Raw genomic sequence first — 13,474 nt, forward strand, 5'->3', positions numbered from 1 at the left:
AGGTATATTCTTTCATATTTTATTGCACCGAACCGTCGCCCTTGCGCGGCCGGTGGGAGTGCAGGTAAACAGCGTGAGGTCATACTCCCCCGCTGTCAGCTTATTCAGCTCTGTGGGCTCCAAGGTCTCGACCTTTTTTACGATGTAACGGATGGTCGAACCGTCCGCCTGTGTCAAGTCGACCTCGTTCCCCTCTACCATCTCATTGAGCAAAAAGAAATGAGAATAATAGTTATGAGCAGCAATAACAAGGTCATTGCCTTTGACAGTTCCCGAATAACGCGCCGGCGCGTAATTGAGCGCTTCAAAGCTCCAGTCGGCAAATACGGGAAGTGTGACATCATACCCCACGAAGCTGAGATAGCCGAGATAATTCACATCATCTATGACCGCGAGGGTTTCTCCGGCGTCAGCTGATTTTTCTGACGGCGAAGTTGCCGCTTCGGGCGTTTCGTCCTTGAGCCGGCTGACTATCTCCTGTGAAAAAGCCTTTGCCTTTGCATCGTCATTGCTTACTTTGACAAACAGCGCGGCGGCGCCGAGCACCAAGAGTATGCCGCAAATTATCAAAAGCGTTGAAGTAATTTTGATTATCGAGCGTTTTTTCATTATTTGGAAATCTTCTTTTTGATTATGATTCCTGCCGCAACCAATACCGCGCCCGCTATCAGAAGAACGGGAACAAGCCAAAGCATCGTACCTGTCTGAGGTATATCATTTCCGGGAGGCGTAGTCGGCGGTACTGTAGTTACAGCCGTTGTCGGCTCAGTCGAAGGCTCCGTGGTAGGCTCCGTGGGCGGCACGGTGGATTTTTCGTATTTCACATCCGCTTCTACGTCATATATCAGCCTGCCGTATTCGTCGGTGTACGGCAGAGAGATTATAAACGGCGTCGGCGAATATACATCCTGCTCTACTGTCTTACTATCGCCCAAAACCAGATACATTCCGACACTGTCGATCTTTTTGAACCGCAGTTTTCCCTGATCGTCTGTCACTGCGGTATCGTTTGCCGCGATCCCGTTTTCAGTGACAAGCGTCTTAAGTTCCTTTGACAATTGCGCCAGCTGTTCCGGTGTCTTTTCGGAGATATCCTTGATATCGAACGGCTTCTTAGACTGCATTTTGCCTTCTGCGTCCGGCTCTGCGATCTTCCATGCCGAAAAACTGACATTATCCATCGGGATCCCTTCAGCGATGAAACGCAGCGACAGAGACGGTGTTTTTTCACCCTCAACAGCGCCGGCGCTCACACACGGCAATACGGCTAACGCCAAAACGAACACTGACAGGATAATGCTAACTGTCTTTTTCATTTTTGTTTCCTCCCTCTTTATCTGATTTCTTCCTTTTTATCTTTTTAACGATGATGACGATCAAGCCTGTTATCAAAACAGCGGCTCCCAACATGGCTAATATCTCCGAAAGATCCGGAGCTCCCCAAATGTCGGGCACGCGTATCCTGTAATAGCTTTCTCCGCCTGCGCCCTGACTGTCATCATCTGCATCATATGGTATTCTGTGGCCTCTCAGTACAAGCCTGTGGGAATTCACCCCGTAAGGCGTGCAGGTCACAAGCGTACAGATATCCTCATCGGGGTCGATAGAAATCTCTTGAAGCTTTTCCGGCTCAACAACAGAAATATCTTCGATTTCATATGCCAGCTTATCCCCTAAAATGCTGATAAAGAACCTGTCGCCGACTTCCAGTCTGTCAAGATTTGTAAACAAGGTCGCGCTGGTCAGCCCTCTATGTCCCATGATTATAGAGTTGGTTCCCTTTCCGCCGACCGGAAGCGATGAACCGGGAACATGACCTGTTCCGGTAGAAAGATATTTTTCGTCGACGGTGTGGTAAATCATAAGATTTACATCTATTTTGGGGATTCTGATATACCCCATCGTGTTATCACTTTCATAGTTGAGGAGCGACAGGTATTCCTCCATCTGTTTTTCAGACAGCCTGTAGCCTATTTTATCATTCAGCAGCCTTTCGTTATACGCCCGCGCCGCCGAAAGATACCGCTGCTTCTCCTCATCGTCCATTTTGCTCGAGCGGTTATCATAGGAGACGATCCTTTCGTACTGCCGTGCATACATCAGATGGTTGCTTACAAACGGATACAGCAGCAGCGTGACGCATGCGAGAAAGAACATCACGAGCATCAAATTCAAAACAGCAGAAAGCGCTTTGCGTTTTTTATTCAATTGTCTTCCTCCGTTTTATCAAGCGGTATATCTCTATGACGATCGCGGTGATCAGCAGCAAGACGCCTGCCAGCGCAAGTATCTCCTCGATCGTGGGACCTCCCTTGCGGCTGAACGGCAGCGTATATGAATATCCGCCTGTTCCGCCTGTATCGTTCGCAACGCGTCTGCTTCCCGTAAGCTCCGCAAAAACGACCAAACGGTCGGAATTAACTCCGTAAGGGGTGCAGGTAACAAGCGTACAAAGCTGCTTCCCTTTTGTGATCCCGATTTTTGCTACGTCATCCGGTTTGACGGTTTTGATTTCTTCAACACGGTAATCAAGAACCGTGTCAAGCACCTTGATTTGAAATGTATCGCCTGCTTCAAGTCTGTCGATATTATTGAACAGCTCAGAGTTCGGAAGTCCTCTGTGAGCCATCAACATAACATTGCTGTCACAGCCCTCAACCGGGAGCGATGACCCCTGAACATGGCCGACGCCGATTTGAAGTATCTCCTCATTCACCGTGTGATAGACAGGTAAGCTAAGTTCTATGCACGGTATCTCCAGAGTTGCCATCAACCCGTTGCTGCCGAGATCAAGCAGGCTCATATATTCGTCTGTAAGCGCCTCTTCAACGCTGTACCCCACCGGGTGCTCGGCAAGCTCTTTATTATAGCTCAGAGCATCGGCAAGGAGCCGCTTTTTTTCCGCTTCCGGCAGTTCGCGCGTGCGGTTATCATACGAAACACAAACTTCCTTCTGCGCAGTGCTTACAAATAGGCCGCTGATATACGGATAAAGCAAAAGCGAAATGCAAATCAAAAACAAAGCGACAATAAAAACATTAAAAACCGTATTGCGCTTGGTTTTCTTTTCCTTCGTTTTCATATTTCTTCCTTTTCTTGCGTGCGTTTGAAGCACTAATACCGATCTAAATAGAATTACTGCCTCAAACCCGCGCAAGGCGGGGGTGATCCACGGAATAACCGTGGACCACCTAAACTCTAAAAGTATTATTTCTCTTTAGAGGAGATCCTTTTCTTGATGATAAGAACAACTATCATTCCGGCAAATGCCGCGCCTGCCAAGCCGAGGATCACATACAGACCGATGCCGCCTGTCGATGGGAGCGCACCTTTTTGGAAGTTCTTAACGTTGAGCGAGGTGATACCTGTCTGGATATCAGCGTAACCTCTCGCGTTTGTCTTGGTAACATAGCCCTGAGGACCTTTAACTGTAGCTGTGTAGGTGGTAAGAGGATATGTTCCGTCGGTATCAACCTGATTTGAAACCGAAGCCACGATCTCGATGGTGATTGCGCCTTCCATCTTGGTGTAGTTTTCGGGGGCAGCTATTTCGGTAAGGGTGTATGTACCTACATCCAGACCCTTCCAATCAAACTTAGAGAGAGCTGTGCCGTCGATCTCAGCGACCCTATCATTGCCCTTCTTCAGCAGCCAGGTCGAGCCCTTAAGCGCGTCGCCGTCGCTGTCGGTCTTGTTGACAGTGATGCCGAGGGTGAAGGTCTTGGTTTTGCTCTTGGGAGATTCACCCTTGCCGTCAGAGGCGGGATCGTTGGAATAAATGTACTTTACCTCATTGATGTTGCCGGTGTTGCCCATTTCAGCGCTGTCTGTGAGCTTTGCCTTATATGTGAGCTTGATCTCAGCATCATAATCAGGATTGAGGCTCTTAAGGTTTGTAATCTTTACGTTTACGCTGTTGCCCGATGCTACGCCGTAAACATTTGCGGTGCTGTCGGTAGTAGAGATCGGTACGTCTGTTCCGCCGATGGTCAGCTCCATTGGGCCAACATATTCCATATTGGTCATTGTATCTGCGATCTCAAAGTAATAGGTCGTGTACTCAGACATATTGGGCACCTTGCCGGTAACGGTAAAGGTCATTTCCTCGCCGATAGCGGCGATGTTGCTCTTTTTGTCTGTCTCATCGCTGTCGGAAACAGTCTTTTCGGGCGTAGGCACGCTCAGCTTGTTTGTGATGATCGCATTCGCGCTGTCGAGCTTGAAGAGCGAGTAAATAACAGCGTCCTGTGTGTTGCCGGGCAATTTGGGCGCCATCAGATAGTAGCCGTAGGGCAGTCCTTCTACGGTGTAGGTGGCGTTGTCAACAACCCTTTCCGCGGCAGCTGTAATGCTGTTGTCGTCAGCGAATGCGCCGAGATCACGGCCGAGAGTCTGAGCAGCGACTGAGTTGGACTTCACACCCGCAAGATACGCAATGATCTCGTCGTTTGTTTTGTAGCCCTTGGCAGTAAAGAACGGTTGAAATTTGCTTGTCACTGTGTAAGAGCAGGTTGAATCCACATAGTCAAGCACGCGGTAGAATTTTAGATTCTCGCCCACGACTGCTTTTTCTACGCTCACTTTTCCGTTTGAGGTTGAGACTGCTCCGCATGTGACTACGGTCATAGCCGCCAGCATAAGGACTGCCAGCGTCATTGCGATGATTTTTGTCAGTGTTCTCATTTTGTCGTACTCCTTTTCTCTTTAATATTATTTTTTCTGTTCTTTATTACAACTGCTGCAAGCAGTATTACAAAGGTAATTGAAGCTAAAGCCGCGACAGGTATCACTCCGCCCGCACCTGTTACAGCGAGCTCTACGGGCTTATCCACCATTTTAAGCATCAAAACATTCTCGCCGCCCGAGGTTATTGTTCCATCTGCGTTTACGGTAAATTCGATATCAGGCGCTTTCATATATCCGAAGGGAGCCTGCTTTTCGCGCAGGATATAGGTGCCCTGCGGAATCTGCGCGGTGTGGTAGTCCTCGGTGGTGACCCACTCGTCGAGCACGTTCTCCTCGTTGCCCTTCTCGATAATCTGCAGCACCGCGTCGGTGACGAACTCATCGTCCTCGTCCACCTTGGCGATACGCACATCATAGCGCTTGTCGGTGTTGGTAAAGGCGATGGTGATATCGTCGTCCTTTTGCACGGTGATGGCGGAGGTGGTAAGCTGGCGGTCGGTCACGGTGTTTTTATCGGTCAGCGGTGCGACTCTGTCGGTTCCGCTGATGGTATACGACGCAGTGTAGTTGCACGCCTGTTCGCTGACGGTGTATTCCGCTCCTACGGGCAGGTCGCTGAACGTTACGCTGTCGCCGTGTTTGAGCGTAAGGGTCAGGTTGACCGTACCGTTTTGGTCGGTGGTGAACTGCGTGCCGTCCGAGAGCGTATAGACCGCGTTTTTGTCGAGCTTGCTCATGGCGATGTTGAACGCGAATTCATTATCGGTCGTCGTTTTGCCGTTGATGAGCTTTTTGAGCGTGAAGCTTCCTGTCTCGCGCTCCGTCTCGGGGATCTTTTTGTTGTTGAAAACGACGTGAGCTGTTTCTCCCACGGTGAGAGTTCCGCTCTGTTCAGGCTTGTCGCAGGTGTACAGCGAGTTTTCGGCCTCGGTGACGGTGTAGGTCTCTACCGTGCCGGGAAGACCGGTTATGCTTACGGTCTCGTCATGCTTTAGGTAAGCCGTTGCAGTTCCGCCCGTGAAGATAAGGTCGCCGAACAAGCCGTTGATGTCCTCGTGCAGATTAACGTTAAAGGTGAACACACGGTCAAGGTCTTCCGCGTCGAGCTCTCCGTTTTCATAAGGCAGGACATGCTTTGTGATATCAAAGCTCTTCTTTGGCTTGATATTATTGGTCACGGTAAAGGTGACGTCGCTGTTATCTTCGGTCAGAGTGCCTGAGGGCGAATAGGTGGTGTCGAAAACGCCCTGATAATTCTTCCCCAACTGCTCGGTCACGGAATATTCTACGCCGCGCGGGATATTGGTAAAGGTTATCTGTTCGCCTGCCTTGAGGGTCACGTCCGCTGTGCCGTTGTTGAATTTTGTATAGCCGAATACCTTTTTGCCCTCAACGCCTTCGCCCATCAGCGTGACGTGGAAGGTGTAATCCATATTTTCGAGGTCGTATTCGGGATAATCCGACGCATTGCCCGTGAGCACCTTTTTAAGGGTGAGGGAGCAGGTGTCGGTAGTTGTACGGGTATTGGTTATGGTCGCGCTGTTCTGTTTGGGGTAGTTGATAACGGTGTAGCCTGTACTGTTATCAAGGTCGCACTTGAAGCCGGGGATAGGCTCCTCCCAAATGTAGTAGGTCGCCGGGACGTTGAACACCTTCATTTTGTACGTCCAGGTTCCGTCGCGATTATCCAGCCACTTGCCCTCTGCATCGTCGCTGTTGCTAGTAACCTCACTGTTGGTGATCTGGGAGAAGGTCACGGTGTTTGTATTGGTATCGGAGTCGCCCGGGTCACCCAAGGCGATGTCCGATTTAAAATCAATAGCTGCGGATATATCGGGTCTGCCCGCGGCTAACATCTCAGGTTTTTTCACCGTCTGTATTTCGGGAGCGGCTTGGCTGTTTTCTGCGCTGCTGTCACCGAAAACGGCGCTGACGAGCTTGTTGTTGATAAGTCCGCCCAGTACATTATTCAGAGTGGCTCCAACCGGCTCGTCGTCCTTGTGACCGGTCGGCGGAACATATTCTTTATATGTGAAGTAGCCGGGCTCATCGGTTCCCTTATCCACACGGGCGTAGGTTTTATCTGTATATGATTGGTCATATGTCGTGCCCGCTCCGCCCACGAGTTCTGTACAATAGCTAAACATATGATCAGAGTCAGTTACTTTTTCGGTAGACCACAGGTCGCCGACATAGACCGTTTTCAAATTACTGCAATTGTAGAACATGTAATACATACTGGTCACGCTGCCGGTGTCCCAGCCGCTGAGGTCAAGAGAGGTCAGACTGCTGCAACCATCGAACATGCTATTCATATCGGTCACCCTGCCGGTTTTCCAGCCGCTGAGGTCGAGGTTGGTCAGGTTGCGGCAATTGTAGAACATGGAATACATATTGGTCACACTGCCGGTTTCCCAGCCGCTGAGTTTGAGGTTGGTAAGATTGCTGCATTCTCTGAACATATAACCCATATTCGTCACACTGACGGTGTCCCAGCCGCTGAGGTTGAGAGAGGTCAGACTGCTGCAACTATCGAACATGCTATTCATAGTGGTCACTCTGCCGGTGTCCCAGCCGCTGAGGTTGAGGGTGGTAAGATTGTAGCAATAGCGGAACATATAAGTGATATTCGTCACACTGCCGGTGTCCCAGCCGCTGAGGTCAAGAGAGGTCAGACTGCTGCAACCATCGAACATGCTATTCATATCGGTCACTCTGCCGGTGTCCCAGCCGCTGAGGTTGAGGGTGGTAAGATTGCTGCACCAGTAGAACATACCGCTCATATTGGTCACGTTACTTGTATCAAAGCCACTTAGATCGACACTAACCAATGATAATTTATAATCCCAGAACAGATCCCTGCTGTTATCGGGCAAATGCGCCGTGGCGGCATCCGACCACCAGTAAGCGTCCGCGCCCTCTTTCCACACAAAAATCGACGCGCGGGTAGTGCCGTCGTCTACTTTTACAGCGCCCTCCGGAAGTGTGGAGATGGTGTAGCTCTCCTCCTGTGTTTTTTTGAAGGTCGTCGCCCCCGACAATGAATTCCTGAATGTATTGTTATTTGCAAGATAAGCGTCCTGCGGCGGGAGATCTATCTTGGGTTCCGAGGTATCGACATGGACGACCGGGATAGGCAGATCCGACGAATCGGTAATGGGGTTGCCGTCGGCGTCGAGCCATTGCTTGGTGATGGTGATTTCGCCCTCATACGCGCGTGTGTTCGGAACGCCGAAGCAGTCGGTATAGAAGCCGCTGTGCCAGTCGGAGGGCCTCTTCGTCAGCCCGCTGACGGTTATCTCACCTGCGCTGCTGACAGTAACTGTCCGCACGGTGGGGTCAAGCTGATAGCGCTCCGGCGCCTTTGTCTCCTGCAGGGTGTAATGACCGGGCTCGAGCCCCTTGAAGAATACAATGCCCTTTTCCGATCCCGAAGCTCCGCTTGTTTCCGTTTTATCAACGGGCGTGCCGTAGTCCGAGGTACCCTTGAGTGTGAACTCGGCGCCGCTTAGCAGGGCGTTGGTGAGCGGATCATACTTGACCAGACGGAAGTTATGCAGCGGCTCGTTTAGGATAACGGAATAGCCGTTCTCGGCCGGCTTCACCTCAACGGGCGAGCCGTCCTCAATTTGATAAAGCGTAACGATACCGTACTTGTCGCACACAACGGAATATTCTTCTGTAGAAATAATATAGCCGTCCGCCGTCTTGGTCTCAGTCAGCTTGTAGGTGCCCCATTCAATATCGGTGATGGTGACAACGCCGCCGTTCTGCGACGTGCCGTATTTGAGGACAGAATTGCCATAATTGGAAACGCCCTCGAGCTTAAACTCCGCACCCGTGAGCGGGGCGGTATCGGTGGTGCCGTCAATCATACCCTTCTTCAGAAACTCCAGATCGCCGTGAACACGCGGCGGGTTTTCGATCACATAGGGCTTGACTTCCGTGCTGCCGTTTATTGTTAAATCTCCGTTCTTATCGACCGTAACGGTGAAAACGGTATCGTTGAGGAAGAAGTCGCTGTTCGTCTCGGTTTCCTTTAAGGTGTATGTACCCCTCTCCAGATTTCGGCGGGTGATCCTGCCGGTTTCATCTGTATAGAGCGTCTCATTGACCTTGGTGCCGTAGACGGACGTACCGCTGAGGTTGAACTTTATACCGGGCACGACTACATTATGATCCTCACTGCTGACCTTCAACAGCTCCAAATCGGCGACGATCTTCAAGGTGATCTCGGTGTAATCCTGGTGAATTATCCGCTCGCCGGATTCACTGCCGGTCTCAACGTTGATGGTATTGTTGTTCAGATAGATATTGTTGAACGCCCTCGGGGTAATCTCGTTGCTGTCAATGCCGTGCGGCGCACGCATATAGACAGTGAACTGTGCACCGGTATTGACAGGCATCTCATAGGGGGTGCCGTCCTTCGCGGTACGCATATCGACCGCGATTGCTTTGACGGAGGAGAGATCGCCTGCAAAGCTGTCGCTGCGCGTCCAGACAGAGGTATCGGAAAGGTCTTTATGAGCTTCATCAATAACCAGCCCACTGACCGTGGAATAATAGACCTTCGGCGCGATGCCGAGTCTCTCAAGCTGGTGGGTATCCACACTTTGGAAGATACCGCGCCATTCGGACGTCTTTCCGGCGTCCTTGCCCGATACGACCTTGTAGTTCTCAAGCGAGTCGAAGGCAATCAGCTTTGACGCCTTGGAGTGGTCGTCGGTCGCGAAGCGGACGTTGTAATAGTAATTGTTATCATTATAAGTGACCGCGGACTGCGAATAGCTTGTATCATCAGTGCCGCGCACCTTCTTCTCAAGTCCGAGATTGGTGGCTACCAGCAGCGACGCGTCGTGGTTGTACTCTGTATACAGAAAGCGTTTGCTGTCGCCCGCGGAGGGGTCGAGGTTCTGCATCAGCGCGGATTCGGTAAGCCCACCTGTTTCGGAAGAGGTTTTGCCTTTGGTGATGCTGCTGTTGCCCGTTTCGTAGGCGACAGTGTTCAAAAGCGTTGTGCCGTAGTCGGCGATCGCTTCCCACGGATGAACGGTGGAGTAGACGAAGCGGTAGCTGTCCGCGCTCTCATTGATCGCGATTTTCAGCATCGTCCGCCCCGAATTACGGTAGTTATCATCCACGGTGACGGTGTATTTCCAGCTTTCCAGCTTTGTGCTGCCGGCATAGACCGACAGTGAATCCTTCTTGTATACAGCGCCTTCCGGCAGCAGGTCGTAAAAAACGCCCGACTGCTGAGGAATGGGATAAGTGCTCTCGTTGTCGCGGTAGCTCTCGGACATGGAGACGTTCCATGTAACGGTATATTCCCTTTTCTTGGCACTGTTGGTGGCGCCCACGAAAGATTTTTTCAGCAAGCTGCTCTTGTTCTTTCCCGTAATGTAGTCATCGGCGCTGCGCGTGAAGCTGATGATGGTTCTGTTTGACTGACTGATCTTCGAGGCGGATGTGTTTTTCAGGCAGAGCTTCGATACGCTGTTTTCGCCGATGGCGGAGTCTGCATATTTGTCCACCGTATCGGAATGCTTCAGCTTTACATAGGGGTATGCGCCAAGCTTGGTGTACCAGTGGGCATTAGAGGTCTCAAGACGGAAGCCCGTGACGTTTCCAAGGAAAGAAATGTCCGTGCCGTCCGTTTTGCTTTTGTCCACGATGCCCTCTGCGTCGTCGGTAAAGTCGTACTTCCCGGTGTAGGGCGTGTAAACCGCAATCTTGATATATTCTTCGTTGCCGCCGACTTTGGCGTAAACGTCAATCACGTCGTCGGGAAAGCGGAAGGTCTGCGTATCGAAGTCCATTGACTCTTCGTTATACGTCGCCTTCATGGTGTAGTAATACAGGGTAAGCTTCTCAAACTCATAGTCGGCGGCGGTCAGCTTGCCGCTGTATTCCTCATCGGAGATTTCTTTGAGATAGAAGGTGTTGTCACTGAGCGTATAGGTGACCGGCTTCTGACCGTAGCAGTTGTCGGGGTCGGCAGCTGCCTGGTCGAGGGTGACGCCGTCGGGCAGCGTCCACGGATAGGCGTAGCCGTATACGTCTGTATAATATTTCAGATTGCCGATCGTCGCGCTGGGATTCTCTTTGAACTCCAGCAGCGAATAATCGCGGATATAGTCAGAGTTCCGCACATATCTATCCGAGACATCATAGCCGTTCTTTGTGGAATAGAAGTGACCGCTCGGATGCTCAAAACGCGGAGCTTGCTTATAATATGCCGCGCGGCTCGTGAGGGTGGATGTGGAATCGACCTTGTCGGCGGGCTGTAACGTGACAGAAACGGAATTGTTCAGCGAATAGCGACCGTTTTGCTCAAGAAGCGCGTCATAGGTGGATTTTTTGTGCGCCGTCAGCACATATACGGTCATATACTCGGAACGTGAATTCGTGATCGTGAGAGAGCGCTGATAGGTTCCGTCCGCCCCCCTGTAGCCTAACAGCTCCGCGTCAGTCTCATTGAAGGTGTCGCTGAACGTAAGATTGTATGGCTGGGTAGCGTCTGCCTCCGTATCGATTGTCCAGATCAGATACTCATAGTCGTTGGGATTGTCGGGCTTGACCGTGTCGCCCCACGCGGTCTTCCATTCGGGATATGCCGAGTAGGGATTCAATTTTTCGACTTTCCTCAATGTGGCGGTGGTGTCGATGTATACGGGAACCTTCTGTGTTTCGCGGGAGCAATGAGCCGAACCGTTATCAATCGCGATTTTCGCTTGGAACAGATCGGATCCGCCCTTGTCGTTGCATGCGTCTTCTGACAGATAGTCGGCGTAATCAAAAGTCGGCTTAGTTGTCGTATAGCTGACTTCGATAAATCCGCTCTGCGCGGCGCTGCAGGAGAGACGGTTGAAGATGACGAGGTTCTCACCGACCTCCTTGTAGACAAACAGATTGCTGGCCGTCAGATCATCCTCCGTGTATTCGGGGATCGGCAGCTCGTAGCTATCGGCGAAATTGCCGTCCCTGTCGCGCAAAATCGACTTCGGAATCGTGATATGTATCTGATCCTCCGCGTATTCACCGACTCCCGAGAAGGCGTAGAAAATGCGATAGGTGAAGCTGTGACCGGAATCGCTGTTCTCCGCCGTCCACACATAGTCGCCGTCGCTGTTGAGCACGGCGCCCGAACGCAGGACGGCACGCATATCGTTTATTTCGATTTCCTGACCGCTGGAGCCTGTTGCGGCAAGCATATGCATTGCCTTCCTCGGGCGGGCAAGCTCCTCCTCACTGACCTTGCCCGTCAGCTGGTCGGAGTATGTTCCGATCTCCTCGCCGTCAACGTCCTTCATTTTGTTAGAACCATTGACCGTGATCTCTTCGAAGGTCTGTCCCGGCTCATAGCTCTTTGACGGGATTCCGACGTAGCTTCCGTCTGTACCGTCCGCGAGCATTCCTGACTCGGATACAAACACCTCCTCCAGATCCACCGACTGCGATTTCGCCTCATCATCGGTCGCCTTATTCGCCATGATATTCGCAATCGGATTAGAGCTGATCAATAATACACTGATCATCACAATAGAGAAAATGCTTTTCAACATCATTCTTTCCCTCCATTCATTAGTTTAAAAACAATATTTGTTATCCGTTAAAGTAATTATCCTGCTTATCCAAATGTGAGGCACAGTATCTGCGGCGGAACTCAAATGGCGTTGCGCCATATTTTGCCTTAAACGCAGCACCGAATTTTGTGTGAGTGGAGTAACCGACACGCTGAGCAATTTCTCCGATTTGATAATCGGTTTCGCACAGCATTTCCTCGGCGCGCTCCATACGCACTTTTATTTGATATTCCTTTATTTCGTAACCGTACACGCTAAAAAAATACTTATTAAGCGTTGTTCCGCTTATTTTAAATTTTTCAGCAAAATACTTGGTTGTCCACGGCTCGTCATAGCGTTCTGTTAAACAGTTCATAATCTCCTCTGCAATTTTCAGCTGAGATTTTTTTACTAACCTGCGGCTTCCCGAATTTGAAGTGCTGATATCATCTATATAATGCAATCCAACTTCAATCGCTTTTATCAAAACCATGTCCTGACTCTCGTTTGAGAAGCACATGCCTAAAAGGGTCTCCACCGCACGGCGAGTCAAGTTTGACTGTCGGAAATAAAACAGGGAATCCTTTTTTTCTTTATTCAAGCCCGATTCTACCACTCTATCTTTCAAACGCGAATAAATACTATCACCCTTAGGCATTTTATCTAAATATAATACAGTTACCAAGCCGAGATAATCAGACGAAACATCAAGAAACGGATAATCGTCTAATCTCCGTTCTGCAACTCCATCGCGAGGATTAATCACCTTGATGCAGTTGTCTTTCTTATGCTTGTATGTACCCGATAAGCATACGGCACAAAGAATAAAGTGACCCCGTGATAAATTATTCATTATCAGTCTTTTTACTTCCTCTTGTATTCCGCACCTTATATCACAGGCAAAGATATGAACTCCTTCCATAGGACAATACGCAACTATTCTTCCGCCGTTTTTCAGCGATATCTCAAGCCTGCGGTTATCCTTATCGTTAATTACATCGTTATATGTCAAATACTCAATACCTCCCAATATATTACACGATAACAATGAATGTGCTTGCAATTTCTTATATTGTAGATAATAGCACTATTTTAATACTTTTTCTATCCCGATTATCAATTTTTATTCCATCTGCACAATGATTTGTAAAATTTTCATATTATTTTGGCTTTATTCGAAAAATAAATCAGTACAAAAGGACATGAAATAATTGTCTTGTCTCGTT

At 49.9% G+C, this 13,474-nt stretch carries 7 protein-coding genes; all 7 read right to left on the reverse strand.

What is annotated here, in order from left to right; translation table 11 throughout:
- Window positions 1–12 precede the first annotated feature (12 nt).
- The 7 genes from E5Z56_RS03180 to E5Z56_RS03210 all read right to left on the reverse strand — a co-directional run bounded on the left by E5Z56_RS03180 (window position 13) and on the right by E5Z56_RS03210 (window position 13,260).
- Window positions 13–609: a sortase gene (locus E5Z56_RS03180; RefSeq protein ID WP_138156491.1), complete on the reverse strand. Its 597-nt coding sequence runs from the start codon at window positions 607–609 to the stop codon at window positions 13–15.
- A complete protein-coding gene (locus tag E5Z56_RS03185) occupies window positions 609–1,316 on the reverse strand; it encodes a pilin N-terminal domain-containing protein (RefSeq protein WP_138156492.1) in 708 nt (235 codons plus the stop codon). Before E5Z56_RS03185 ends, E5Z56_RS03180 begins: the two co-directional genes overlap by 1 nt.
- On the reverse strand, window positions 1,300–2,208 hold the full coding sequence (locus E5Z56_RS03190; RefSeq protein WP_138156493.1) for a class C sortase: 909 nt from the start codon (window positions 2,206–2,208) through the stop codon (window positions 1,300–1,302). Before E5Z56_RS03190 ends, E5Z56_RS03185 begins: the two co-directional genes overlap by 17 nt.
- On the reverse strand, window positions 2,201–3,082 hold the full coding sequence (locus tag E5Z56_RS03195; protein ID WP_138156494.1) for a class C sortase: 882 nt from the start codon (window positions 3,080–3,082) through the stop codon (window positions 2,201–2,203). The genes E5Z56_RS03190 and E5Z56_RS03195 overlap by 8 nt, the downstream gene beginning before the upstream one ends.
- 125 nt (window positions 3,083–3,207) lie before the next feature.
- Window positions 3,208–4,683: an isopeptide-forming domain-containing fimbrial protein gene (locus E5Z56_RS03200; protein ID WP_138156495.1), complete on the reverse strand. Its 1,476-nt coding sequence runs from the start codon at window positions 4,681–4,683 to the stop codon at window positions 3,208–3,210.
- Complete coding sequence (locus E5Z56_RS03205) at window positions 4,680–12,251, reverse strand: BspA family leucine-rich repeat surface protein (protein ID WP_138156496.1); 7,572 nt, start codon at window positions 12,249–12,251, stop codon at window positions 4,680–4,682. Before E5Z56_RS03205 ends, E5Z56_RS03200 begins: the two co-directional genes overlap by 4 nt.
- Window positions 12,252–12,288: 37 nt before the next feature.
- Entirely contained in the window at window positions 12,289–13,260 is a 972-nt protein-coding gene (locus tag E5Z56_RS03210) for a helix-turn-helix domain-containing protein (protein WP_138156497.1), read from the reverse strand.
- Between the last annotated feature and the right edge of the window lie 214 nt (window positions 13,261–13,474).

The organism is Ruminococcus bovis, assembly GCF_005601135.1.
GTDB classification, from domain to species: Bacteria; Bacillota; Clostridia; order Oscillospirales; family Acutalibacteraceae; genus Ruminococcoides; species Ruminococcoides bovis.

Excerpts from the sequence above, each read along its gene's own strand:
- E5Z56_RS03180 (WP_138156491.1), bottom strand. The coding sequence starts at position 609 with ATGAAAAAACGCTCGATAATCAAAATTACTTCAACGCTTTTGATAATT.
- E5Z56_RS03185 (WP_138156492.1), bottom strand. The coding sequence starts at position 1,316 with ATGAAAAAGACAGTTAGCATTATCCTGTCAGTGTTCGTTTTGGCGTTA.
- E5Z56_RS03195 (WP_138156494.1), bottom strand. The coding sequence starts at position 3,082 with ATGAAAACGAAGGAAAAGAAAACCAAGCGCAATACGGTTTTTAATGTT.
- E5Z56_RS03200 (WP_138156495.1), bottom strand. The coding sequence starts at position 4,683 with ATGAGAACACTGACAAAAATCATCGCAATGACGCTGGCAGTCCTTATG.
- E5Z56_RS03205 (WP_138156496.1), bottom strand. The coding sequence starts at position 12,251 with ATGATGTTGAAAAGCATTTTCTCTATTGTGATGATCAGTGTATTATTG.